This is a genomic window from Anabaena sp. UHCC 0451, from assembly GCF_034931405.1.
Classification (GTDB): domain Bacteria; phylum Cyanobacteriota; class Cyanobacteriia; order Cyanobacteriales; family Nostocaceae; genus RDYJ01.
The window spans coordinates 5,222-30,344 of record NZ_JAYGHA010000041.1; the positions used below are offsets into that span (position 1 = coordinate 5,222).

The 25,123-nt window shown below is 39.1% G+C and carries 20 protein-coding genes; 6 read left to right on the forward strand and 14 right to left on the reverse strand.

Annotation, left to right across the window (positions count from 1 at the left end):
- Positions 1-377 precede the first annotated feature (377 nt).
- Positions 378-590 (reverse strand): hypothetical protein, encoded by a 213-nt coding sequence (locus VB694_RS22535; protein ID WP_323362576.1) that lies wholly within the window; start codon positions 588-590, stop codon positions 378-380.
- A 619-nt stretch (positions 591-1,209) separates the two neighbouring features.
- On the opposite strand from VB694_RS22535, the gene VB694_RS22540 reads away from it, so the two are divergent.
- Together VB694_RS22540 and VB694_RS22545 are read left to right on the forward strand one after the other, a co-directional pair.
- The gene (locus VB694_RS22540; protein ID WP_323362577.1) at positions 1,210-1,797 is read left to right on the forward strand and encodes a hypothetical protein; all 588 of its coding nucleotides are present in this window, start codon (positions 1,210-1,212) and stop codon (positions 1,795-1,797) included.
- Between the two features lie 81 nt (positions 1,798-1,878).
- Positions 1,879-3,708 carry a penicillin-binding protein 2 gene (locus VB694_RS22545; RefSeq protein WP_323362578.1) on the forward strand — a complete coding sequence of 610 codons (1,830 nt, stop codon included), beginning with the start codon at positions 1,879-1,881 and terminating at the stop codon, positions 3,706-3,708.
- 145 nt (positions 3,709-3,853) lie between these two features.
- On the opposite strand, the gene VB694_RS22550 is transcribed toward VB694_RS22545, so the two are convergent.
- Entirely contained in the window at positions 3,854-4,954 is a 1,101-nt protein-coding gene (locus tag VB694_RS22550) for a glutamate--cysteine ligase (RefSeq protein WP_323362579.1), read from the reverse strand.
- A 110-nt stretch (positions 4,955-5,064) separates the two neighbouring features.
- Here VB694_RS22550 and VB694_RS22555 point away from each other — a divergent pair, with 110 nt between their 5' ends.
- Entirely contained in the window at positions 5,065-5,724 is a 660-nt protein-coding gene (locus VB694_RS22555) for a Mo-dependent nitrogenase C-terminal domain-containing protein (protein ID WP_323362580.1), read from the forward strand.
- 108 nt (positions 5,725-5,832) lie between these two features.
- Positions 5,833-6,861 carry a GTPase ObgE gene (gene obgE, locus VB694_RS22560; RefSeq protein WP_323362581.1) on the forward strand — a complete coding sequence of 343 codons (1,029 nt, stop codon included), beginning with the start codon at positions 5,833-5,835 and terminating at the stop codon, positions 6,859-6,861.
- A 36-nt stretch (positions 6,862-6,897) separates the two neighbouring features.
- On the opposite strand, the gene VB694_RS22565 is transcribed toward obgE, so the two are convergent.
- Both VB694_RS22565 and VB694_RS22570 read right to left on the reverse strand, forming a co-directional pair.
- Positions 6,898-9,579 carry a ParA family protein gene (locus VB694_RS22565; RefSeq protein WP_323362582.1) on the reverse strand — a complete coding sequence of 894 codons (2,682 nt, stop codon included), beginning with the start codon at positions 9,577-9,579 and terminating at the stop codon, positions 6,898-6,900.
- Positions 9,576-10,016 (reverse strand): hypothetical protein, encoded by a 441-nt coding sequence (locus VB694_RS22570; protein WP_323362583.1) that lies wholly within the window; start codon positions 10,014-10,016, stop codon positions 9,576-9,578. Before VB694_RS22570 ends, VB694_RS22565 begins: the two co-directional genes overlap by 4 nt.
- A gap of 277 nt (positions 10,017-10,293) precedes the next feature.
- Between VB694_RS22570 and VB694_RS22575 the strand changes: the two genes are divergently transcribed.
- Complete coding sequence (locus VB694_RS22575) at positions 10,294-10,878, forward strand: Uma2 family endonuclease (RefSeq protein ID WP_416233499.1); 585 nt, start codon at positions 10,294-10,296, stop codon at positions 10,876-10,878.
- An 87-nt stretch (positions 10,879-10,965) separates the two neighbouring features.
- Here VB694_RS22575 and opcA read toward each other — a convergent pair whose 3' ends face one another.
- From opcA to fbp, 4 genes are all read right to left on the reverse strand, one after another.
- Entirely contained in the window at positions 10,966-12,342 is a 1,377-nt protein-coding gene (gene opcA, locus VB694_RS22580) for a glucose-6-phosphate dehydrogenase assembly protein OpcA (protein ID WP_323362584.1), read from the reverse strand.
- Between the two features lie 100 nt (positions 12,343-12,442).
- Positions 12,443-13,972 carry a glucose-6-phosphate dehydrogenase gene (zwf, locus tag VB694_RS22585; RefSeq protein ID WP_323362585.1) on the reverse strand — a complete coding sequence of 510 codons (1,530 nt, stop codon included), beginning with the start codon at positions 13,970-13,972 and terminating at the stop codon, positions 12,443-12,445.
- Between the two features lie 254 nt (positions 13,973-14,226).
- On the reverse strand, positions 14,227-15,372 hold the full coding sequence (tal, locus tag VB694_RS22590) for a transaldolase (protein WP_323362586.1): 1,146 nt from the start codon (positions 15,370-15,372) through the stop codon (positions 14,227-14,229).
- Between the two features lie 273 nt (positions 15,373-15,645).
- On the reverse strand, positions 15,646-16,683 hold the full coding sequence (fbp, locus tag VB694_RS22595; protein ID WP_323362587.1) for a class 1 fructose-bisphosphatase: 1,038 nt from the start codon (positions 16,681-16,683) through the stop codon (positions 15,646-15,648).
- A 628-nt stretch (positions 16,684-17,311) separates the two neighbouring features.
- Here fbp and VB694_RS22600 point away from each other — a divergent pair.
- Positions 17,312-17,809 (forward strand): hypothetical protein, encoded by a 498-nt coding sequence (locus VB694_RS22600; protein ID WP_323362588.1) that lies wholly within the window; start codon positions 17,312-17,314, stop codon positions 17,807-17,809.
- Positions 17,810-18,040: 231 nt separating this feature from the next.
- Here the strand turns inward: VB694_RS22600 and VB694_RS22605 are convergent, their stop codons facing one another.
- The 6 genes from VB694_RS22605 to nifJ form a co-directional block, all read right to left on the reverse strand.
- Positions 18,041-18,463, reverse strand: a complete 423-nt coding sequence (locus VB694_RS22605) for a PIN domain-containing protein (RefSeq protein WP_323362589.1) — start codon at positions 18,461-18,463, stop codon at positions 18,041-18,043.
- A gap of 17 nt (positions 18,464-18,480) precedes the next feature.
- A complete protein-coding gene (locus VB694_RS22610; RefSeq protein ID WP_323362590.1) occupies positions 18,481-18,696 on the reverse strand; it encodes a hypothetical protein in 216 nt (71 codons plus the stop codon).
- Positions 18,697-18,806: 110 nt separating this feature from the next.
- Positions 18,807-18,962: a DUF29 family protein gene (locus VB694_RS25360; RefSeq protein ID WP_416233500.1), complete on the reverse strand. Its 156-nt coding sequence runs from the start codon at positions 18,960-18,962 to the stop codon at positions 18,807-18,809.
- Positions 18,955-20,019 carry an ATP-dependent 6-phosphofructokinase gene (locus tag VB694_RS22615; RefSeq protein WP_323362591.1) on the reverse strand — a complete coding sequence of 355 codons (1,065 nt, stop codon included), beginning with the start codon at positions 20,017-20,019 and terminating at the stop codon, positions 18,955-18,957. The genes VB694_RS25360 and VB694_RS22615 overlap by 8 nt, the downstream gene beginning before the upstream one ends.
- Before the next feature lie 151 nt (positions 20,020-20,170).
- Positions 20,171-21,190 (reverse strand): dihydroorotate dehydrogenase-like protein, encoded by a 1,020-nt coding sequence (locus tag VB694_RS22620; RefSeq protein WP_323362592.1) that lies wholly within the window; start codon positions 21,188-21,190, stop codon positions 20,171-20,173.
- A 121-nt stretch (positions 21,191-21,311) separates the two neighbouring features.
- Positions 21,312-24,932 (reverse strand): pyruvate:ferredoxin (flavodoxin) oxidoreductase, encoded by a 3,621-nt coding sequence (gene nifJ, locus VB694_RS22625; protein ID WP_323362593.1) that lies wholly within the window; start codon positions 24,930-24,932, stop codon positions 21,312-21,314.
- Positions 24,933-25,123: the final 191 nt, after the last annotated feature.

Genomic DNA, 25,123 nt, shown 5'->3' on the forward strand with positions numbered 1-25,123 from the left:
GGATAGTACAAACAGGCAGGGCATTGTCTGTTGGGCGAGACAGTGTAAGACGGGGATTCCTGCAACTGTTGTTTGAAAGAAAGAATCTCCGCGCTTCTAGGGCGGGGAGTGTGTCAATATCTGAAAACAAGCTCATTTAAAATATACGGAAACGGAGATTCCGTAGGAATCGGGTTTCTTTTTTTGCCAGCGATCATTCAGCACCAAAAGCGGATTGATTCGATCACAGTCGATCCGCTCCGCTTTAGGTCTGATTTTCCTGCCCAGACGGCGATTCAATTATTGCTCTGGAACTTAGAGAAATATCACTTTGAGTCGATGTCTGATCAAATTATTTGATCGCGATGTAGTGAGGAGCGATCTCCTACCTAACTGAATTAGGGAGTCGTAGTTGGGGTAGCAGCTGGGGTAGCATCTGGGGTAGCAGCTGGGGTAGTAGCTGGGGTAGTACCAGTATCAGATGGTTCACCTGCTGCTGGTGTAGTAGCAGCAGGGGTAGTAGTACCACCAGGCTCACCACCACCTTCACAAGCGCCAAGCATGGTAGCCAGACTTAACATGAGAGCCAAACCAAAGATCTTTTTTTTCATAACTCCTCTTTCACCAATAAAGGCAACACAAATATTGCTCCTGTTGAATACGATAGCTTATTTGTTGATTTTTTTTAAATGCTTTCAGATTAGAAATTTAAACGCCGTTTTTTTGAGGTACTCTTTTCGGAGTTAGGGATTGCCTCTGAATGCTCCAAATTGCCATGTTCTTGGATGTATACAATACCCAAGACTTGCTTGATTTGGCGGGGAGCAGAAAAACCTTTAAGCTTTTGCTTTTCAGCTTTTGACAAGCCTAGTTGAAATTTTCATGTTATAAACCGAGTAGTATTAATACAATACTTACTTACTTACTCATTCAGTTAGATGTGTAGCGATCGCCAATAGTCAGTATTGCACTTCCTGGTGGATACAAACTAAGGTTAATTAATGGTGCAGTTCCCTACGAAACTTCTGAAAAGTGTATTAATTTAGTATTAACCGTACCAATTGCTAAATTAATAACTCTAACCGTAGTCACCAAAAAATCCCATCTCAAATACAATATTTACCATTCAAAAAGATTATGACCGTTGTCCGCAAATCAGTTGTTTCTACTAAAAGTTCTTGGTTCAGGAGAACTTCTGCTTCACCTTTGACTCAGCAAAGCTCTGACACTGTGTCGACAAATATACAAGCTGCCTCTATACCATTCAGTCAATCAACGGTAGTACGCCCTAGAAGAAAACGCAATGCCAGTAGAAAATTATCAACTGCTGTGGTCAAAGAGGCAGTAATATCGACCGTAGAAAAAGAATCTAGCCCACAAAAAACCGCAAATCAAAAAGCTGCCAATATTAATGGGCAGTCTAATGGACACTTACCAATGATGTCTACTACTGCGGCTGCACCTATGTGGTTACTACGCTTGCATTCTATTTATCGTTATTCCTCAGTTACAGCATTTTTGTTTGTATCTGCAACATTGGTGATTTATGGTTGGACGGTCTATTCCCAAGAGCGTTGGGGTCAAGCTTACCGCACTATGCAAAGTCTACAACGTGATGAACGTCAGTTGACCACAACCAATGCCACACTGACCAGTAAAATGGCTAAAGAGGCAGAAGAACCAGGCGCAGGTCTAGTATCACCAACTCCAGGGGGAACAATTTTCTTGACACCATCCCACAGTCCTAATTCAGCACCCGCAACTAAAATTCCTAATTCAGAAGTCCAGACCCAAACGTTCTCACCCATGGGATATTAAAATCAACATTGATTGAGAATAGGGAATAGGGAACAGGGAACAGGGAACAGGGAACAGGGAACAGGGAATAGGACAACACCAATGCAGAAGTCGCCAAGTCGAACAAAATTTAGAAATTTGCAGAATTTAGAATTTATAAGGCAGCGGAAGTTTTCCAAACCAGCTGTACCGGGCAATGGTTCTCCTAAAGCTCAAGCTCAAGTGCCAAATATTAAAACTCGACTGTTGATAGTTTGGGCTATTCTGTTTGGTGCTGGCGTGGGTTTGGCTGTTAATTTGTATCGGCTGCAAATTATTGATGGTGCAAAACTCACTCAAAGGGCAAAAAACCAGCAAATGGTGAATTTACGTCCTTTTATGCCCCGTCGTCCAGTGGTTGATCGCAATAACAGTCTATTAGCCATTGATCGTCCAGTATATACTTTGTACGTTCATCCCAAGCTATTTAATAAGTCTAATCAAGAAGTAGCGCAGAAAATTGGACCAATTCTCAACCAGGATGTTAATAAGTTAATTAAAAAATTTGAAAGTAAAAGAAGTGGGATTCTTCTTGCTAATGGCGTTGCCGAAAATATTGCCGATCGCTTGATTTCATTCCGCTTAAATGGCTTGGAGTTCATTCAAAAATATTCCCGTTTCTATCCACAAGATGATTTAGTTGCCGATGTGGTGGGCTATGTTAACCTTGACCGTCGTGGTCAAGCCGGGGTTGAATATAGTCAGGAAAAGCTGCTAGAACGCTCTGGACAAACTGTGCGTCTCAGTCGGGCTGGTAACGGCGCTCTGATGCCAGATCATGCTCCAGAAGGATTTTTGCATTTTGATGATTTAAAATTGCAAATCACTATTGATAGCCGCTTACAACGGGCTGCCCGGACTGCGCTCAAAGAACAAATAGACAAGTTCCAAGCTAAACGCGGTGCAGTCATTGTGATGGATGCTACGGATGGTTCATTGTTGGCTTTGGTTTCTCAACCTACCTATAATGCCAATGAATATTCCAAATCTGATATTTCACTGTTTAAAAATTGGACGGTAGCGGATCTTTATGAACCGGGTTCCACTTTTAAGCCTTTAATTGTGGCGATCGCTCTAGAAAATGGTGTCATTAAACCAGATGATGTATTTAGTGACCCAGGGACAATTAAAGTTGCTGACCGCACTATTAAAAATGCTGAAATAAACGCTCCTCGGCAGATTAATATCGCTCAAATTCTTCAATATTCCAGTAACGTGGGCATGGTCAAAATCATTCAAAGAATGAAGCCCACACTATACTACAACTGGTTAGAAAAACTGGGAATAGGGCAAAAAGTTGATACAGATTTACCTTTTGAAGTCGGTGGTCGTCTCAAAAGTCAAGAGGAATTTTTGTCTTCAAGGATAGAACCAGCAACCACATCTTTTGGACAAGGTTTTTCTCTGACTCCATTACAACTCGTGCAAATGCACGGTGCTTTAGCTAATGGCGGTAAATTGGTAACACCCCATATAGTCCAAGGGCTAATTGATAGCCAAGGCAAAATTCACTATTCCCCCACCCTAGCAACACCACGCCAAATTTTCTCTAGCAAAACTACTCAAAAGGTAGTGGACATGATGGAAACTGTTGTTTCTAAAGGCAGCGGTAAAGCCTCAAAAATTGCTGGATACGGCATCGCCGGCAAAACTGGTACAGCCCAAAAAGCCAGTCCTAGAGGTGGTTATATTCCAGGAGCGAGAATAACTAGCTTTGTGGGTATTGTTCCAGCAGAAGCTCCCCGTTATGTAGTTTTGGCAATAGTAGATGAACCGAAAGGCGCAAATGCCTATGGTGGAACTGTTACCGCACCCATTGTTAAATCTGTGATGGAAGTGTTAATTCCCATGGCGAAAATTCCACCGAGCAAGAAGGTGACAGGTGACAGGTGACAGAAAAGAGCGCCGAGGAACAGAGTAGAATAACTTTCTTTCTTCTATTCCCAATCCCCAATCCCCAATCCCCAATCCCCAATCCCCAATCCCCAATCCCCAATCCCCAATCCCCAATCCCCAATCCCCAATCCCCAATCCCCAATTACCTGCCATAAGTCCTTTTGAGAGTTTCTTCGATTGAACCTAGATTTTTAAACATCTCAATTAGTTGATGGGATTTTGTTTTTCGATTTGCTAAAATTGCTTTTAATGGGGCTAAAAATTCAATATCTGGGTCATTATTAAGAGCATTTTCCGCAGCTTGTAAAATTTTATTTGTATTTAGAAAAATTTCTTCATTATCAAACCCATATTTTGCGGAAATTTGGTGTAAAGCGGCATCAGGTATAATCGCTCTACCCTCTAAAGTTTTATCTAAAGCCAGACCTTTTAATAGTGCCAATAATCCTGCATAAATCGCAAAATCATCACAACTATCACAGGCTTTAAATTCGATTCTTCCTACCTCTGCTGGAATGCGGGCTACTTTTGTTAAAGAAGGGATACTTTGAATTAGGTGTTCTTGTTTTTCGACAAAAACTAATGTTGCTGATCTTTTTCCAGTTCTGATAAATGTTCTAACTGATAAACCTTCCCATAAACTGCCATTGAAAAATGGAGAACTGTAACTAAAAGGAACGATATAAGGACTGTAATAAGTGAGCTTTTGACCAATATCGATGACATTTTCTGTAGGCAAATTTGCTATAGAAATATTTAAATCTGGTCCATAGGAAACCATATAAATATGAGCAGTTTGTTCATCTGGATAAGCTTGTAATTGCCTAATTTCAAAATCATTTAATGGTGGTTGGGGTTCAAAAATGCCAGTATAGGGATTAAAACTCACTAAAACAGGTGAAAATCCAAAATCAGCAGCTACTTCACATAGTAAAGAAAAACTTGCTGTTAATTCATCAATTGCACCTTGAATAGTAGAATGTATAGTAGTCCTAATTTCTATACCTTTAGCTACACAATCAATTACTTCTTCTGAATCAGCAAATCTTTCAAATCCCTCAATATACCATCGCTTCTTTTTAATGCCAGCATCACCAACCCTTAATTGAGGGTAGTCGTGGGGGTAAAGAGGTAATTTGTCAACTATTTGCTGAAAATCTGCAAATTTTGTACAAGTAAAATCTGCAAATTTTCCTTCATAGTTAAGGAAAGCAACTTCATGTTCAATACCGAAAAAAAACATATAGGAAATAGAAAGAATTATCAATAATCTTCGTCAGACGGATTCTAACGCAAAATTGACGATTAAGGTAGTTTAGTAATGATTGAAAAAATTTTGAGGCGTGAGTTTTTATGACCAGTGCTGTTCAAACCCCCTACAGTAGCGAACAAATTGCGGCTTGGTTACGTGGACTACTGACTATTGCTTGGGCTGATGGTAATTTTGATCCCCAAGAACAGGAGTTAATTAACAGCATTACCAAGGATGAATTAGCGCCTTGTATTGACTGGGATTCATTAGAGATCATTACACCAGAGGAATTAGCAGCGATATTAGGAAAAGGGACACCAGCGGCGGAAAATTTCTTGCGGACAGGGGTGATGGTGGCGATCGCCGATGGAATATATTCTCCCAGCGAAGAAGAGATTTTGCAACGGTTTTGTCAAGTTTTGGAACTAGACACAAAAGCCCTAACAGTCCTAAGTCACACTATAGAAGATATAGAACAAGAACAAGACCTGACTCTACACCCACCAGACATACTTCACCCCATGCGGGACTGGTTAGATGGGTTAGAGATTCATGATCCCAGAGTTGCCAGATTTTTATGTAAAATGATTCCTTCCCAGTGTCCGTTTGAAAGAGATGTGACTTTATTTGGACGGAAGATAGTTCATATTCCTCCCATGTGTAAAATTAACCCCCTCTATGAACAGTTAGTAGGTTTACGCTTCCGCGCCCTTTCCTACCTTGCTGATGACTGCGGTGAGGATATTTCACCATATATTTAAGTGCTGAGTGCTGAGGATTGAGTTAAAAGTAAAGAGTGAGGAATTTAATAAAAAACTTATAATTAATAACTCATCACTCATAACTCAAGACTCAGGACTCTAAAAAATATGCAATTTATCGATCAATCAGTAATTGAAGTAGAAGCCGGTAAAGGCGGCGATGGTATAGTCGCCTTCCGTAGAGAGAAATATGTACCAGCAGGTGGTCCTTCTGGTGGAAATGGCGGAAAAGGTGGTTCAATCATTTTTGTGGCTGATAGCAACCTCCAAACCCTCTTAGACTTTCGATACAAACATCTGTTTAAAGCCGAAAATGGGGAACGTGGCGGACCAAATAATTGCACTGGCGCGGGTGGTGAAGATTTAATTGTCGAAGTTCCCTGTGGTACTGCTGTTTATGATGGAGAAACGAGTGCTTTACTCTGTGATTTAGTTACACCTGGACAAGTTTTTCGAGTTGCTGAAGGTGGTAAAGGTGGACTAGGAAATCAACATTTTTTAAGTAACCGCAACCGCGTTCCAGAATATGCACTTCCAGGGTTAGAAGGAGAAAAAAAGGTATTGCGTTTAGAGTTAAAATTGTTAGCAGAAGTGGGAATTATTGGTTTACCAAATGCTGGTAAATCAACTTTAATTTCTTCTTTATCGGCTGCACGTCCAAAAATTGCTGATTATCCTTTTACTACCTTAATTCCTAATTTGGGTGTAGTAAGAAAACCCACTGGTGATGGTACAGTTTTTGCGGATATTCCCGGTCTAATTGCAGGTGCTTCTCATGGTGCGGGCTTAGGTTATGATTTCTTACGTCACATTGAACGGACAAGGGTTTTATTACACCTAATTGATGCGACAAGTGAAGACGTAATTGCTGATTATCATACTATTCAATCAGAACTGAAAGCTTATGGAAGGGGTTTAGCCAAACGTCCGCAAATTTTAGCTTTGAATAAGATAGATGCTGTTGATAGAGAAAGTGTTGATTTGGAGGCGTTAGCTACTCAATTAAATCATCTAGCTTTAGCACCAGTTTTCATAATTTCGGCTGTAACTCGCACTGGTTTAGATCCGATGATGCAGGAAATTTGGCGGATTTTAGATGAAGTTAATGCTTTGGAAGCTGCGGAGGTTGCTGTTTAATTGATGGGGTGATTTTGTTGATTTAATTCTTGATCGTTATCGTTGTCCCTTACGAACCATCCCTAGTCCATACAGGTACAATTCAGTAACTGTATAAGTACGGGGGGGCGGATCTTTGGGACGGGAGCGTTCAGTTAAAATACCAGCGTCAAGCATCTCCTTAATGCGAAGTGCTAATTCACTATCCTGCACATTCCATATTTCACTTAACCTATTTTCATCAATAGGAGAGCGCTCACCTTGGAATTTTTCTAGAAATTTGATTAGCTCAGGATATTCATTCCTAACTTCGGTTACACGCTGTTGAGACACATAGGGAAAAGCATCAATCAATGCTTTTGGACGCAAAGTTATATCGGAACTATATTCAGTTAAAAAGTCTGTTTCCTTTTTAACAGCTTCCTCTAAAAGCAGTATTAAACTCCGTGGAAAACAATTATTATGACCGTCAGCGATGCGAGTACGAACCCAATTATAAGTGTAAGCCTTTTTTGTTCGCCCCATTTTCTCACCCCATAGAGGATAGAGACTTTGACGCAATTGCTCCAACCCAATTATATCTAGTCGCTCGACAGTAACACCCAAAGTTTTTTCTAGAAATTTTCTCAGAGATTCAGAACTTTGAAGAGCTTGACGGAGTACAAGTCGCCAGAGATCAGCTTCTTCCCAACGTAGCCTAAGCAAACGTCCGTTGTAATGTCCTGTATTAGTAAAGTTGAGTTGATTCCAAATATCTTCACGTAAAAATATCTTGGGTACAATCTGCTTGAGATTGTTTCCACTTTCTAGCCACCATGCAAGCAAGGCTTCTAGGGATCTTCTCCGTCGATCATAATCTTTTGGACTAGAACCAAAACCAGCATCTAGTTCATCATAAAGTAGCCATATTATCTGATTTTTTTGCTGTAAACATCTGTCAATTAAACGTAATTCATCGGCTGCTTGTGGTCGCTTACTTGGTGATTGTGATCGTTCTACAAGCCATGAAATAATATTGGAGTGAGAAGGGTTTTCTTGTTGACTCAATGCAACTAATTTTTCATCTAAATTAGAAAGTGAACGTAATTCATGTTGATGATGGCACAGTTGTAAAAGAGCATAATTAAGCCAAAAAAATTGCCAGTCATTCTCACCAACTTGTTGTTCATAGCTTTCTAGATCAAGACTTTCTAGAATTGTGCTTGATACTCTAGGCTGACCATGACCTGAAATAAAATGAACATGATCTAGATTGACATCAGATTGAGCTAGTTCTTTTGCAGCTTTTGGTTGTTCTACAAATAGTCGAAATAACAGACTTTTACCTGTTCCCTTTGCACCACGAATTAACCAAATTCTATTACTTAAAAATCTAGGAAAATCCTCTGTACGTTGAAATATACCCGGAATATCATCTGGTTGTAGTTCTTGTGCTGTAGCTGCCTGAAAACGTAACTCTTGCAGAATCTTTCTGCGATTATCAACTGTTTCAGTTACGATTACAGGTTTAATATCTGGATCTGGCAAGCTCGTATCAATAGCATCAGTTAGAGGCAGATAAGCATCTAGTAAAGTCTTGGGTACATTATTTACTAGACTAGACAAAGTTACAATATTGGGATTATAAAGAACTTCATAATAAAGTTGTCCGATAGTTATTTCATCTGGTAAACCCCAATTATCTTCAATCCAATTTTCGACTTTATTTATCCAAATTTGGTGCTGTTCAGAGGCAACTGCTGGCACAGGTGTTAGGAGAAATCTGACATCAGGTTTACCCTGATATTTTTGTTGTTTACGGGCAGCTTGTACAACCCAACGCAGTCCCTCAAAACTTTGGTCAGTTGGTGAAAAACAAATGATACCCATATCAGCTAGATCGAATAATGAGATCGCACCTACATCATTAAATCCGGGACGAGCATCAATTAAAATTACATCTGGTTCTAGTTGTTTTTTAATATCTTCTATCAGTTGCTTAACTGCATTTTTTCCAGCCCTATAAAAAGAGCGCATCTCCAAATCAGCTAACCGATGAATATAATTTTCATCATACTCTCCTACAGGAACTAAAAACAGTTCACCGCGAGTTTGTAAATTTATCTGTTGGATGCAATCAGCAATATTAGGAATATTTTCTTCAGGGGTTAAAGACCTTTGATGTAGATAATCTAAGACTCCGAAATTTTCTCCAGCAGTATTTTCAATATCCTGCCCAAACATAACTGAAATGCCAGGAGCTTCTAAATCAAAATCTATCATTACTACCCGACGCTTGCGGGTTGCTAGTATACCTGCGACAACTCCTAAAGCTGTAGAGCGTCCTACACCTCCCTTAAATGAATAGAAGGTAACAATGAAAGGTTTTTTAGTAGGAATATCTTCATCTAAATAAACTGGCTCATCAGGTTCGGGAGCCATTAAAATATCTGACCAGAGAGGTAGATTAATATATTGAGCAGGTTGTTCTATTGCTTCTTCTGGTGTTAATAATTCATACCCTGCAATTGGATATTGACCTAGATTTAAGTTAGGGTCAATATGTGTTAGCAAGTCATCTATTTTTTGTTCCCGCTCAATTAACAATTTTCTTTCAAATTGTTTAGTAACAATCCTAATTTTTAACCAACCTAATGAAGTTCGCTTGACACTAACTTGTATTTGTTCGTCTTCACGACTGAGATGTTCATGTAAGTTTTGATAAATAATGTCAGGTGTTAAGTCTATATTTTCTATCATGATGATTCGTCTTGCTTTGCTAGAAAAAATGTGTGTAATACTTGTACTGCTTCTATAAATTTTTCACTATCCTTTTCATCACCTAATTTATTGGAATATCTTAATTCATCATTACGCCAAACTAATGATACTAAATTCCATGCAGTTTTATAAATGCCACTTCTATCTAATAGTATACTGCGTTGAATAATTATTAGCTCATTGAGTAAGATTGTTAAATGATGCAAACTAGCACCCTGTACTTTCTGGAAACATTTTGTATCTTTAAAATTATTTTTTCTTTCTTCATAACATATAAGAGATTTTAACGCACATTCAATCGCGTAACCACCCAGATAAATAGCACCTGTCCAACGTTTTTGGTTATGTAAAGCCACAGCATCATCACGCATACGACGAGAAGCACCTAATTGGCAACGTCTATCATAAGTATCCATTAAAAGATGTACCTTAAAATGTCAAATAGTCTAATAATGCGAGTATTTTAACAGAAAATGAGCATTATTCATGTATTTAAAACATAAGATTCAAAATATTTTACTCAAAAGTAGAGAATATCAATAGTATTTGCTGATAAAATTTACTATACAGCACTTCCCGGTGTTATGAGGTACACTTATAGCCGTCAAGATGCCTACACCACAAGAGTTTAATAATTTAAGTTTGTACCTCAAAAGAGCGGAATCTGCTGTATCATTATACTAAATACTGGTGATGATTATGCAGTTACAAGAAACACGCTACTATTCACCCGCCGAATATCTAGAATTTGAAGTAAATTCAGATATACGTCACGAATATATTGATGGATTAATTATACCCATGACAGGCGGAACACCAGATCACAACCAACTTGCCGGCAATTTTTATGCTGTACTAAATTTTGCCCTTAAACGTCAACCCTATCAAGTCTTTGTTACAGACCAACGGCTTTGGATTCCTCACAGACGCATTCACACTTATCCTGATATTATGGTTGTCCAAACTCCCTTAGTTTTTGAAGAAGGAAGAAAAGACACTATTACTAACCCGGTCATGATTGCTGAGGTGTTATCAACATCTACCAAAAGTTATGATAAAGATGAAAAGTTTGCAGCTTATCGAACTATTCCTAGTTTTCAAGAATATATTTTAATTGACCAATATACAATGCACGTTGAACAATTCTACAAAGCTGATAATAATAAATGGATTTTTTCAGAATATTCTGATAGTCATGATTCTTTAAATTTAGCTTCTATTGCTTGTCAAATTTTGCTAGAAGATATTTATGATAAGGTGGATTTTGAAGTGAAATAATGAATCTCATATAAAAAATTAATATGAAAAATTATCCCCGACTTCTTTAAGAAGCCGGGGATATTAAAATCAGGAATGAATTATAAATTACCCATTTCCCAACTTAATAGTTTTCGTAATCACCGATAAACTTTCCTCAAATAAAGCCTCACGTCCCCAACGTTGCACCTGCTGACTTAACAGAAACTCCGGCTTTTGTTCAGCAAGAGAACTTACTTGTTGAAATAAACCAGCAGATTGAGCGCCACCTTGAGTTTCCATCCGCATACAACCGCCCGTCTCAGTACAAATTAGAGTACCGCAATTAGCTTGAGGATTAGTAGAATTGAGACGCAAAGCAATCAAATCACCGACAATTTCCCCCACATCAGCAACAGGAACACCTGCTAATTCTGCCTCTATTTGTCTTTGGTCTTTAGATACAAAAGTAATGCTGGTAATATCATAATCACCGCATTCTTTTTTGTAAGAAACAGGTTGCCATTCTAAGCGACTAGCAAACCAACCCAAATACAATAAAGCTTGGGCTGCGTTGCCTTTTTCATAATCAATAGTTACACGGTCAATTTCCGTTAAAGCTGCTCGACGCTGGGGTGCATCATAAGCCTCAGCAGTCAATTCTTGCCATGCAGACAAACGCCGCCAATTTAAATCAGCTAAAGGTACACCAGTTTCTGCCAAATCTTGCAAAGTTAATAAATCACTTTCGGGAGAATTAAAATTACAAGAATCAACAATCACATTATTACAAACTGCTGCCAATCGTTTGAACAAAGGATTATTAGAATCTGGTGTAGCCTTCCACCACAGGAACTTAGGCAAACCACCAATTAACAAAGCTGGAATCATGCCACCAATGCGTTCTAACGCCGCAGCAGTACCAGTGAGAGTAATGTATTCACAGCAAATCAAAGTGCTGGAAGATTGCTTTTGAATGGGGCAGTATGCTGAAACTTGCGCCTTAACCCCTTCATCTTCCCCAGCAATGGGGCATAAAGCGATAATGCGGCAAGGGTTACGCAAGGCAATTTCATCAGCAATGGTGGGGCTGGTAGGACTGAAAGTATAGCCCATCGCCGCACCATGACCATCTCCATGTTCGCCACTGTGCTGAAATTTGAAGTATTCTTCCCGCAGGATAGTGATAGTTTCTGGTGTAGGAATACCGCTTTCTGGGAGTTCATGTTGTTTTTGAAGTTCCCGTAGTGAGGCTTGGGTTTGGGGTCCCAAAATCCCATCAATTGGACCGTTATAAAAACCAGTCGCTGCTAACAAATACTGGGTTTCTTCCGGTTCGTAAACCACTAAAGTAAAAGTGGTCGCACGGGTAGCAGCAGGTAAACCGCCGTCTTCCCCTTGGATGCCGTAACTTTGCCAGATTTGATTAAGTTCGTTCTCAATGTCATTGAGACAAACATCCTTGGGGGCTTGCAGTGAATAAATTGTAGAAGCTTGGGGAGCCATAGTAGATTTTGTCAGTAGTTAGTTGTCAGTTGTCAGTTGTCAATTGTCAATTGTCAGTTTTTTTACTAATGACTAATGACTAATGACTACTGACTAATTTTTACAGTCTGCGCCAACGGCGGCCATCTTGGTTGATGAGTAATTCTGCTTCTGCTGGTTCCCATGTACCGGCTTCATATTCGGGAACAGTAGCAGGGTCTGCGGGTAAGTCCCAAACGGAGAGAGCAGGTGTAACTACGCGCCAAGCGGCTTCCACTTCGTCAGACCTTGTGAATAATGTTTGGTCGCCCATCATACAATCTAAAAACAGGCGGTCATAGGCATCAGATGTAGCTTCGATACCAAAAGAACCATAGGTAAAATCCATATCAACGGAACGAGTACGGAAGTCTCCACCAGGCATTTTTACGTCAAAACGTAGGGAAATACCTTCATTTGGTTGTATCCGCAATGTCAAAATATTGGCGTTTGCTTGTAGGGCTGCTGATGGGAACATTCTGGAAGGTACTTCCCGGAAGTGAATGGAAATTTCACTCACTTTTTTCGGCATCCGTTTACCTGTGCGTAGGTAGAACGGTACACCTTGCCAACGCCAGTTATCAACGATGAATTTCATCGCTACATAGGTGGGTGTGGTGGAGTTGGGATTGACTCCTGGTTCTTCTCGATATCCTGGTACTTGTTGTCCTTTCATCCACCCGGCGCTATATTGTCCGCGAATGGCAGAACGTGAGAGATTATTCACATCTGCTAATCGAGTGGCTTGTAATACTTTTACTTTTTCTGTACGGATACTGTCAGCATCCATTGAGTTGGGTGCTTCCATTGCGGTTAAGCAATATAGCTGCATGAGGTGGTTTTGCAGCATATCTCGCAATGCACCGGCACTTTCATAATATCCGGCTCTGTCTTCTACACCGACGGTTTCAGCTACGGTGATTTGTACGTGGTCTACAAATTGCCGATTCCATAATGGTTCAAATATGGCATTAGCAAAACGGAAGACCAGCAAGTTTTGGACTGTTTCTTTACCCAGGTAGTGGTCAATGCGGTAAACTTGGTTTTCTTTACAAACCTTCTGTACTACTTGGTTGAGGCTTTGGGCTGAGGCTAAATCACGTCCAAAGGGTTTTTCGATGACTAGACGGTGTTTTTCGGGGTCGTCTAACATTCCCGCCGAACCTAGCTGTTTAATGGCTTCTGGGAAAAAGTTGGGCGCAACGGAAAGATAGAACATCCGGTTTCCCCGTGTTCCCCGTTGCGGGTCGAGTTCGGCTAGGAGGTTTTTTAGTTTTTGGTAGCTTTCGGGGTTGTCGATATCACCGGAACAGTAGAATAAACCCTTAGAAAAGTCTTCCCAAAGTTCTCCTAGTGGAATTTTACTGTGAGCTTCTTGCATTCCTTTTTGCATCTGCTCACGGAAGTATTCATGAGTCCAGTCACGACGAGCTACACCGACAATGGTGGTTTCTGGGGGAATGCGTCTTTCCCGACGTAGTTTGAACAGTGCTGGCACGAGTTTACGCCAGGTTAAATCACCTGATGCGCCAAAAATAACAATAATTTGGGGTTCGGCCATCCCCTGTTGTTGGAGACCAATCCGCAAGGGATTTTCTAGCAAACTGACCATAAGGATTTTAGATTTTAGATTTTGGATTTTAGATTGGTAATTGGGGATTGGTGATTAGTGATTGGGGATTGGGGATTAGTGATTGGGGATTAGTGATTGGTGATTGGGAAATTGGTGATTGGTGATTGGGTTATTTACCTCCCCTGCTCCCCATCTCCCCATCTCCCCATCTCCCCATCTCCCCATCTCCCCATCTCCCCATCTCCCCATCTCCCCATCTCCCCTGCTCCCCTGCTCCCCATCTCCCCAATCCCCTATACTGGTGACAATACCTTGACTTTCTCTTCTAAAGAGTTCATTAGGGACTGGAAGGGTTGAACGAACTTGTCAATACCTTCTACAAGTAGTTCTGACATTACTGCATCAATATTGATGTTGATGTCAGAATCTTTTAAGCTTTCCATGAGGTTATACGCGGCTTCGATTCCTGTTTCTAAGCGATCGCTCACATCACAGTGTTCAGCGCAAGCTATAATTGTCGCTGGTGGTAGGGTGTTTACTGTGTCAGCACCAATTAATTCATCAACATACATGACATCGCTATAACTGGGGTCTTTGGTGCTGGTACTTGCCCAGAGGAGACGTTGTACTTTTGCCTCTTTTGCGGCTAAGGCTTGCCACCTATCACTTTTGATGATATTTTTATATTCTTGATAGGCAATTTTGGCATTTGCGATCGCAATTTTTCCTCTTACAGCCCTCAGTCTTGCTTCATGGTTAATATCATCAACACCCCGCTGTAACTTTGTATCAATTTTAGCATCAATATTGCTATCAATCCGGCTCAAGAAAAAGCTGGCTACAGAAGCAATTTTGCTGATGTCTTGACCTTCATTCACCCGTTTTTCTAAACCACGAATATAAGCCCAAGCTGCATTAATGTAACTTGGGACTGCAAACAACAGGGTAATGTTGACATTAATTCCGGCGGCTATTGTCGCCTCTACAGCAGGTAAACCAGCTTCAGTTCCCGGAATTTTAATCATCACATTTTCCCGCCCAATTTCTTGAAAATAGCGCCGAGCTTCAGCTATTGTCCCTTGGGTATCATGGGCTATAGTTGGTGGAACTTCAATACTCACATAACCATCAAGTCCATTGGTGGCATTATACACAGGTCGCAGAATATCACAAGCATGGCGGATATCTGCAAAAACGAGAGATTCGTAAATTTTGTATGTGGGTAAACCCGCACGAATTCCTACTGCAATGTCACCATCATAAATGGCATTGCCAGTAATTGCTTTTTCAAAGATGGCAGGATTGGAAGTAATACCAGAGATTCCCTGATTTTGCACCAAGTTTTGCAGTTCCCCTGATTGAATAATGTCACGGCTCAAATTATCCATCCAAATGCTTTGACCGTGGTTTTTAATCTCTAATAAATGATTGGTTGCCATAGCTATTTTTTAACTCCTATTCACAGTGTTTTTGGGTGAAATAAAAAATTTACTCAGTTGATATTGGGTTTTATAAACATCAACTAAGAGTATTTTTAACTTCACATACAAACATTGCTAGTCCTGCATTCCAATCCCAATGTGCCAATCTTCAGCTTAATTACTGGCTAATGCTAGATGCCTTTTTTCAAATGTAGTTAACTTACCTTTGCGGGTGAAAGTCCCCATTGCAAAACGTAATTCTACATTCTAAATTCTTCATTCTTCATTCTTTTAATGACCGTTTTGAATAAAAGACTCTACCTTTGCGACATCCTTTTTACTACCAATAATTAGAGGTGTGCGCTGGTGTAATTGCTTCGGCACTACATCTAAAATATCTACTGTTCCAGTAGTAGCACTACCTCCCGCTTGTTCAATCAAAAATGCCAAAGGTGCGGACTCATAAAGTAGGCGTAATTTACCTTCTGGTTTTTGCAATGTCCCTGGATAGAGAAACACACCGCCTTGGACTAAAGTTCTGTGAATATCACTGACCATCGCCCCACTATAACGGGCAGTGTAACCTTCTGTACGATGAACATAACGAATATATTCTCTATATTGTTCATCCCACTGCCAGAAATTTCCTTCATTAACGCTATAAACTGCACCGTGGTCAGGAATTTTTACATTTTCTTCGGTGAGAATAAATTCGCCTAAGCTGGGGTCAAGGGTGAAGAAATGCACGCCTTTACCGATGCTGTAAACCAGCATTGTGCTTGGTCCGTACAAAATGTATCCGGCTGCTAGTTGTTTACGTCCGTTGGTTAATAGGTCTTTAGCTTCACCATCTAAGTCTGTTCCTTCCTGTTGGCGGATGGAAAAGATTGAACCTAAACTGAGATTAATGTCTGTATTAGATGAGCCATCAATGGGGTCATATAACAAAGTGTAGCGTCCAATGGGGCAGTTTTCGGGGATGTAGTAGGGTTTTTCCATTTCCTCAGAAGCCAAGCGACAAACTAAGCCACTTTGCTTAAATACGGAAATAAAGACTTCGTTAGCGTAAATATCCATCTTTTTGACGGACTCACCTTGGACATTAACTTCTCCGGTGAATCCAAGCACGTCTTCCATTAACCCAGCACGGCTAAAGCGGCGAGCAATGAGTTTGCCCGCTAAAGCGATACGATTCATTAAAGCACTTAAATCTTGGGCATCGGGTCCAAAATTCTGGAGTTGTTGGAGAACGTGACGGGATAATGTTGTACAATCACGGTCTAGAGTTTTATCTGTGGACAAATCTAAAGGTTCTGATACCTGAGTCATTTTGGTTACTTCCTGGCAGTTTGCTGTGAGGCTAGGTTTATCTATGGCGATTTTTAGCCGCTACTTCTATATTAGAAAGGTATTCTGACCTCTTCAAAATGATTTTAGATAAACTAAAGAATTGAAATGACGATTTTCTCGTTCCCAGTCTCAGACTGGGAATGCTGTCATTGAGTCTCTGACTCACAACTATGTAAAATGATCTTGATTATTTTATTTGTCACAATCAGGATATTCTGATTCAGACAAATTATATAATTAAACGCAGATAAACGCAGATAAACGCAGATATATTCAATTTTTAATTTTTAATTTCTCTCCCATCCTGTAAATCCTTAAATCCTGGAAATTAATATTTTTTTGACTTTTGACTTTTGACTTTTGACTTCCCGCAGGGTGTCCTGATTCTGACAGTTTCTTTACATTTTTAATGAAGTAGGGGATTTGTATTTTTAAGTATTCTTTCGGTTTTAAAAAAAGTAGTTTAGTCTTTATTGACACTACATACTAAAGCTTATATTATATACGTAAAGCAACTATTAGGACTTTATGATCATGCTCAAAATCAATCTTTCTACCCCCCCCCATAATCGCTAAAACCCTTGCTGTATCTAGTTTTGCAGCTTCAGTGTTGTTAGGTGCGTCCCCTGCAAATGCCCTTGATTTCAATTTTTCGTTTCAGGATACAAATGGGACTAATGGTTTCATTACAGGAACAGTAAGCGGTTTAGTTGAGGGTAATAACACTTCTGGTCCAATTACTGCAACAGTTACATCTACACCCAATGGTGATTATTTGGGTATTTATGATCTTGACGGTTACGGAGGAAGCGGTTCTTTTTTCGTCGATAATGGTGTGATCACTTCTGCTAATGCTGGATTTAGTAATAATTCCGACGGACTTCAATTAAGTTTTGGTAATCCTGATTTCACTGCTATATTGCCGTCTAGGCTATTTCCCGTATATCTAGATAATAACAGTGCAACAACACAATTTGCTCCTGTCTCTGCTGCTGTTCCCTTTGAACTTAATTCCACAGTAGGACTAGCAACATTAGGTCTTTGTTTTGGTGCTGCTAAACTGCGGAGAAACCGTCTAGCGAAAAAACGCATTGTATCGGTTTAAGAGGTAGGGATTTTCTCGTTTCTCGTTCCCAGTCTCTGACTGGGAATGCAAAAGGTGAGTCTCTGACTCAAAACAATGTAAAATGATATGGATGATTTTATTTGTCTGAATCAGGACACCCTTCGGGAAGTCAAAAGTCAAAAGTCAAAAGTCAAAAGTTATAATTTTTTTGTCTGAATCAGGATATCCAGGATTTGAGGATTTACAGGATGTGATTTTTAGATTTCTGGTTTATTCTCTCCAATTATCTATTTGTAAAGGATAACCTAATGATTGAATTTTTTGATAATGTTTAGTATTTCCTGTAACCAAAATTAAATTATTTTCTATCGCAATAGAAGCAATTAATACATCTGCTAATCCTATAGGTTGTCCAGTTTTTTCTAAATCTGCATAAATCAATCCAGATAATTCTGCACTTTTTTGTTCTAAAGATAAGATTTCCATTTGTGGTAAATCTATTAAAAATTCTTGAATCCTGTCATTACGGTTTAATTTTCTCCATCCTTTGATAACTTCTGAAACTGTAATTACAGAAATAGTGTATTGTTTAAATATGGCTTTATAGGCAATGGCTTTAGTTATGACTTGGCTATTTTTACCCTTACGAATTTCTGAAAGGACATCTGTGTCAATTAAAGATTTATTTTTCACTTTCCAGACAACATTTTTTAGACTCTATTTTGTAACATATCTTCAATCATTTTATCAACTAATTCTGCATCATCTGACCATTTACCAATGAATGAATCATTGATAATTTCCGGTTGCGTTAATTGCTCAATCATTGCTTTAATGAGGTCTGAAAGTTCACAATGATGAGTTTGGGTTAGTTGTTGTATTTTATCATAGGTTTCTTGATCTAGTTCTAGTTCTATTTTTTTCATAATCAGTTACTTTTTTACTATTTAAATTGAGACTAACTACTATTATAGCATATCCTGTTTAACCTCACCGTTAAATAACAGTCGTATTTTAAAAAAGTGGTATCTAAAATTTATGGTAAATAATCTGGATTCAGAACATCTACAACAGAAAAAGGAGGGTTTTCAGGAAATAAATTAGAAGATAATTGATATCTTTTCAGAATATATTGCCTAGCTTTTTGATAACATTCTTCAAAAATATCATTGATTTTATATCGCCTAATTATCTCCTATATAAATGCCTAAAGAGTGAGCAATTTGGACTAGTTCACCTTGAGGATTGACAAGTGAGGGGCTTTTATCTAAAGCATCTTGGATAGGAACAGCTACAGCTTGACCATTTTGCCAAGCTAACATTTGATCATATTTTTCTTGGGCAATTAAATCAACTGCGGTTTTACCATATACTGTAGCTATAAGACGGTCTAAAGCTGAGGGAATACCACCACGTTGAATATGTCCTAAAACAGAAACTCTAGTATCTACTAAATTACTACTACAACTAGCAATTTGGTCAGCAATATATTGACCGCGACCACATTTAGAAGTTGTGCAGCTATCACCATTTTCTAAATCATCTAAACAAGGGTTTGCACCTTCAGCAACAACCACGATGGCAAATTTGCGTTGCCAGCGATCGCGCAATTGGGTAAGATGATCACATAAACCTTTGATAGTATAAGGAACTTCAGGAATTAAAATCACATCTGCACCTCCAGCAATACCTGAATGTAGTGCTAAATGTCCAGCGGTGCGTCCCATAACTTCGATAATCATCACCCGGTCATGACTTGCAGCGGTAAATGTGAGACGATTAATAGCATCGACAATAGTATTAACTGCCGTATCAAAACCTATTGAACGTTCTGTTAATGCTACATCATTGTCAATTGTTTTAGGAATAGCGACTAAATGCCAATTACCCAAAGTTGCTAATTCATGAATAATCTTTAAACTACCATCTCCACCCACTGCAATTAAAGCATCTAAACCCAATGCTTCATAACCAGTTAAAATTTCGCTTGCAGAAGCTAAAGTATCTCCTTTATTAATACTACCTAAAATCGTTCCCCCCATATTTATTAAAGGGTCAATACCGCGTAAGTCCCAACCGTGGATACTTAAAGGCACAGTTTTTTGTTCTAATAACCCTTGGGTGGCATAAGGAATACCCACAACTTCCCAATTATAGGTAAGTGTCGCATGACTAACAACTGCTCGGATTACACAGTTTAAACCAGGACAGTCACCACCACTAGTAAGAATACCGATGCGTTTTTTCATAATTGGTAATTTTTTGGTTAATTTTTAATTGGAGAAAAGAAATAATAAATACCACTCCCCATTAGACATCTCCGATAATTAAATGTGCATAGTTTGAATTTTTGTAGAGAGGTTCTACAATCTTTTGCGGAGATGTCTATTCTCTGGTCTCTTACAGCCGTGCGTGAATACGTCCCCACTCAGGGTTATAATTTTGCAAAGCTTTCATATACTGAGCGCGTTCAAAGGCGCTAGGATTAGGACAGTTAAGTTGACTCATGCTACCTTGCATTTGTTTAACAGATTCATATTCATGAGTTTCCATCCATTCCCGCAGGTCTTTTTCTAAACTATGAATATGCTCAATACCATGTCGTAATAGCACGGAACAAAGCATAGTGGCATTTGCGCCTACCATTAACATTTTTATCACATCATGGGCATTGTGAATACCACTAGTTGCGGCTAAACTACCCTGAATATGACCATAGAGAATAGCTATCCAGCGCAGAGGTAAACGCATGGCTTGGGGTGTACTTAATAGTACATGAGGTTCAACATCCAAAGTTTCTAAATTAATATCTGGTTGATAGAACCGATTAAATAATACTAAACCATCAGCCCCAGCTTGATCTAAACGTTTAGCCATATTTGCAGTATTGGTAAAATAGGGACTGAGTTTAACAGCTACAGGAATTGTGATTGCATTTTTCACAGATGTGAGAATATCAATGTAATTCTGTTCAATTTCTGCACTTGTTAAATCTGGGTCAGTGGGAACATAATAAATATTTAATTCTAATGCTGATGCTCCTGCTTCTTGCATGAGTTTACCATATTCTGTCCAACCACCGGGAGAACAACCATTTAAACTGGCAATAATGGGAATGTCTACTTTTTCTGTGGCTTTTCTAATATGTTCTAAATATTCTTCTGGTCCGACTCGGAAATTTGTAGGTTCAGGAAAGTAAGTTAAAGCTTCGGCAAAACTTTCTGTACCATAAGTTAGATGATGATGTAGTTCGTATTTTTCTAAAGTTAATTGTTCTTCAAATAATGAGTGCATTACTACTGCACCTGCACCTGCATCTTCCATGATTTTAATATTATCAACTTCTTGGGAAAGGGGAGAAGCTGAAGGAACTAAAGGTGACTTTAATTCTAATCCCAGATATGTTGTAATTAAGTTCATAATTTTGTTTGTGATTGGTAATTGGTGATTTGCCAGATCCCCGACTTCTATTTTGATCTGGTAGAATAAATTATTAATTGATACAAAAAGTCGGGGATCTTATTTCTCGTTATTTAACTGCTTATTGTTGTTGATTTTCTTGTAATTTTCTGGCGGCTAAATATTGATACATTTGCCAACGGGTATTAACATCAGTTTGGGCTTCTTGTAATAGTTCTTTTGCCCTTTCTGGGTTGATTTTGGTCAACATTTTGAAACGGTTTTCCATGTACATGGAATTTTCAACTGGTATTCTGGGAGTACGTGAATCAAGCTGTAAGGGGTTTTGTCCTTGTTCTAATCTGTCAGGATTATAACGATATAATAACCAGCGTCCAGAGTCTACAACGGCTTTTTGATTTTGCATTGCTGTACTCATATTAATACCATGAGCAACACAATGACTGTAGGCAATAATTAATGATGGTCCATCGTAAGCTTCCGCTTCCAGAAATGCTTTTAATGTCTGTTCATCTCTTGCACCCATAGCCACACTAGCAACATAAACGTTACCGTAAGTCATGGCTATTAAACCTAAATCTTTTTTAGCTGCTGGTTTACCACCTGCGGCAAATTTTGCAACTGCACCTTTAGGAGTAGATTTGGACATTTGTCCACCAGTATTAGAATAAACTTCTGTGTCTAATACTAAGATATTAACGTTACGACCACTAGCAATTACATGATCTAATCCACCGTAACCAATATCATACGCCCAACCGTCACCACCTATAATCCAAACACTCTTTTTCACCAAATAATCAGCAAGGGATTTAAGATTGAGGATTTGAGATTTCTGATTAGTTAAATCGGTATTATTCAACAATTCATCTAATTTATGTTTGAGAATAGATACCCGTTCTCGTTGTTCATAAATATCCGCTTCGTCTTTTTGTTCAGCGTTGAGAATTGCGGTAACTAAATTTTCACCAATTTGGGGTGCAAGTTGTTGAAGTAAATAAGCAGCAATTTCGGCTTGTTTGTCAATAGAAACGCGGAAACCTAAACCAAATTCGGCGTTATCTTCAAATAGACTGTTAGACCATGCTGGACCTCTTCCTTCGGCGTTTGTTGTCCAAGGTGTGGTGGGTAAGTTACCACCATAGATAGATGAACAACCGGTGGCGTTAGCGACTATCATGCGATCGCCAAATAGTTGTGTTACCAGTTTAATATAGGGTGTTTCTCCACATCCTCCACAAGCACCAGAAAATTCAAATAACGGTTCTTGCATTTGTTGTTGATTAATTCTATTCAACTTCAAATTGCGACGGTCGGGATTTGGTAAATTTAAGAAGAAATCCCAATTTTCCCGTTCTGGTTCTCTTAATGGTCTTTGTGCTGCCATATTAATGGCTTTTTTCTTAGGTTCGGCTTTATTTTTGGCCGGACATACATCAACACATAAAGCACAACCTGTACAGTCTTCTGCTGCTACTTGAATCGTGAATTTTAAATCATGCCAATCATGTTCTTTAGCATTTGCACTCTTGAATGTTTCTGGTGCATTTGCTAATTGTTCAGGTTCATAAACTTTACCCCTAATTACACTATGTGGACATACCATCACGCATTTACCACATTGAATGCAAACGTCTGGGTCCCAAACAGGAATTTCTAGGGCAATATTGCGTTTTTCCCATTTAGATGTACCCGTTGGATATGTCCCATCACAAGGTAATGCACTCACTGGTAAATCATCACCTTCACGGGCAATTATTTTACCTAAAACATCACGCACAAATGGCGGTGCATAATCGGGGATTGGTGATTGAGGACTGGGAACTGGGGACTGGGCAGTTTTTTGTTTAGTGTTGATTTCGTACAAATTATCAAGAGTTTTATCAACTGCTTGGATATTCATTTGGACGATTTCTTCGCCTTTTTTACCGTAGGTTTTACGGATTGATTTTTTGATTTGTTCTATTGCTTCTTCTCTGGGTAAAACACCGGAAACAGCAAAGAAACAAGTTTGCATGACTGTGTTAATACGTCCGCCCATTCCTGTTTCTCCTGCGACTTTATAGGCGTTGATGACGTAGAATTTGAGATTTTTGTTGATTATCTCTTCTTGCATAGAAGCAGGTAATTTATCCCAAATTTCATCTTTGTCATAAGGTGCATTTAATAGGAATGTGCCACCAGGGACAACATCTTTCAACATGGGGAATTTTTCCACAAATTCCCATTGATGACAAGCGACGAAGTTAGCTTTAGTGATTAAATAGGTAGAACGAATTTGTTGAGATCCAAACCGCAGATGAGAAACTGTGACAGAACCGGATTTTTTAGAGTCGTAAACAAAATAACCTTGGGCATAATTATCAGTTTCTTCCCCGATAATTTTGATGGAGTTTTTGTTTGCTCCGACCGTACCATCTGCACCTAAACCATAGAAAATTGCCCGGACAATATTATCAGGTTCAATGTTAAATTCCGGGTCATACTCTAGGCTTGTGTGGGTGACATCATCGTTAATCCCAACTGTAAAATGATTTTTTGGTGTTTCAGTAACTAAGTTATCAAATACAGCTTTCACCATTGCTGGTGTAAATTCTTTAGATGATAAACCATACCTACCGCCAACAACCAATTTTAGATTTTGGATTTTGGATTTTGGATTTGCTTCTTGAATTGCAGTGACAACATCAGTATAAAGTGGTTCACCTATTGCCCCTGGTTCTTTTGTCCGGTCTAAAACTGCAATACTTTGGGTTGTTTTTGGTAAAGAATCTATAAATCTTTGGGTGTCAAAAGGACGATATAATCTAACTTTGATGACTCCAACTTTTTCGCCTTCTTTGTTGAGATAATCGACAGTTTCATGAACTGTTTCACAACCAGAACCCATGAGAATAATGATTTTTTCAGCTTGGGGATGTCCATGATATTCAAATAATTTATATTCTCGTCCTGTAATTTCGGCAAATTCGTCCATTGCCTTTTGAGTGATGTCTGGACAAGCTAAATAAAATGGGTTGACTGTTTCTCTAGCTTGAAAGTAAACATCGGGGTTTTGGGCTGTTCCTCTTAATACTGGTCGGTCAGGTGTTAAAGCCCGTGAACGATGATTTATTACTAATTCGATAGGGATGATTTTTTGTAGGGTTTCTGTTGTTAATGTTTCTACTTTATCTACTTCGTGAGAGGTGCGAAAACCATCAAAAAAGTGTAAGAAAGGGATGCGAGATTCTAAAGTTGCGCGTGTAGAAATGAGGGCAAAATCTTGGGCTTCTTGCACAGAAGCAGCGCATAACATGGCAAAACCGGTACTTCTGGCCGCCATGACATCACTATGATCTCCAAAAATTGATAAACCTTGAGCTGCGAGCGATCGCGCCGCAATATGAAATACTGTAGGTGTCAGTTCACCCGCAATTTTGTACATATTTGGGAGCATTAACATTAATCCCTGAGATGCTGTAAATGTGGTAGTTAATGAACCTGTTTGTAAAGCACCATGTACCGCACCAGCAACTCCTCCTTCACTCTGTAACTGCACTACGGTGGGAACGCTTCCCCAAATATTTGGTTTATTTTCACTCATCCAAGCATCAGACCATTCAGCCATCGGTGAAGATGGTGTAATTGGATAAATGGCAATAACTTCATTGAGTGGATAGACGACTTTGGCAACTGCTTCATTACCGTCTATAGTGGCATAAGTTTTGGTTTGAGTTTTGATTTGAGTTTGGATTTTCATATTCATTGACCTTTGAGAATAACTTAGCTGTAATAATTAGTTGTTTGTGATGGGTGATTGATAACTTCTTATTTAGTTTTGATCAGGGATAACCAGTTAACTGTCAGTGTATTTGCGCTTAACATCGGTGTATGCCCCAGTTCTTTTGTGTCTACCTTGAAACTAAGATGAAAATTTGAGGAACTTGTGAG

Coding starts and splice junctions, on each gene's coding strand:
- VB694_RS22620 (WP_323362592.1), bottom strand. CDS start 21,190: ATGAACTTAATTACAACATATCTGGGATTAGAATTAAAGTCACCTTTA.
- VB694_RS22570 (WP_323362583.1), bottom strand. CDS start 10,016: ATGGATACTTATGATAGACGTTGCCAATTAGGTGCTTCTCGTCGTATG.
- VB694_RS22575 (WP_416233499.1), top strand. CDS start 10,294: ATGATTATGCAGTTACAAGAAACACGCTACTATTCACCCGCCGAATAT.
- opcA (WP_323362584.1), bottom strand. CDS start 12,342: ATGGCTCCCCAAGCTTCTACAATTTATTCACTGCAAGCCCCCAAGGAT.
- VB694_RS22555 (WP_323362580.1), top strand. CDS start 5,065: ATGACCAGTGCTGTTCAAACCCCCTACAGTAGCGAACAAATTGCGGCT.
- VB694_RS22545 (WP_323362578.1), top strand. CDS start 1,879: ATGCAGAAGTCGCCAAGTCGAACAAAATTTAGAAATTTGCAGAATTTA.
- tal (WP_323362586.1), bottom strand. CDS start 15,372: ATGGCAACCAATCATTTATTAGAGATTAAAAACCACGGTCAAAGCATT.
- VB694_RS22610 (WP_323362590.1), bottom strand. CDS start 18,696: ATGAAAAAAATAGAACTAGAACTAGATCAAGAAACCTATGATAAAATA.
- obgE (WP_323362581.1), top strand. CDS start 5,833: ATGCAATTTATCGATCAATCAGTAATTGAAGTAGAAGCCGGTAAAGGC.
- zwf (WP_323362585.1), bottom strand. CDS start 13,972: ATGGTCAGTTTGCTAGAAAATCCCTTGCGGATTGGTCTCCAACAACAG.
- VB694_RS22615 (WP_323362591.1), bottom strand. CDS start 20,019: ATGAAAAAACGCATCGGTATTCTTACTAGTGGTGGTGACTGTCCTGGT.
- nifJ (WP_323362593.1), bottom strand. CDS start 24,932: ATGAAAATCCAAACTCAAATCAAAACTCAAACCAAAACTTATGCCACT.
- VB694_RS22550 (WP_323362579.1), bottom strand. CDS start 4,954: ATGTTTTTTTTCGGTATTGAACATGAAGTTGCTTTCCTTAACTATGAA.
- fbp (WP_323362587.1), bottom strand. CDS start 16,683: ATGACTCAGGTATCAGAACCTTTAGATTTGTCCACAGATAAAACTCTA.
- VB694_RS22565 (WP_323362582.1), bottom strand. CDS start 9,579: ATGATAGAAAATATAGACTTAACACCTGACATTATTTATCAAAACTTA.
- VB694_RS22535 (WP_323362576.1), bottom strand. CDS start 590: ATGAAAAAAAAGATCTTTGGTTTGGCTCTCATGTTAAGTCTGGCTACC.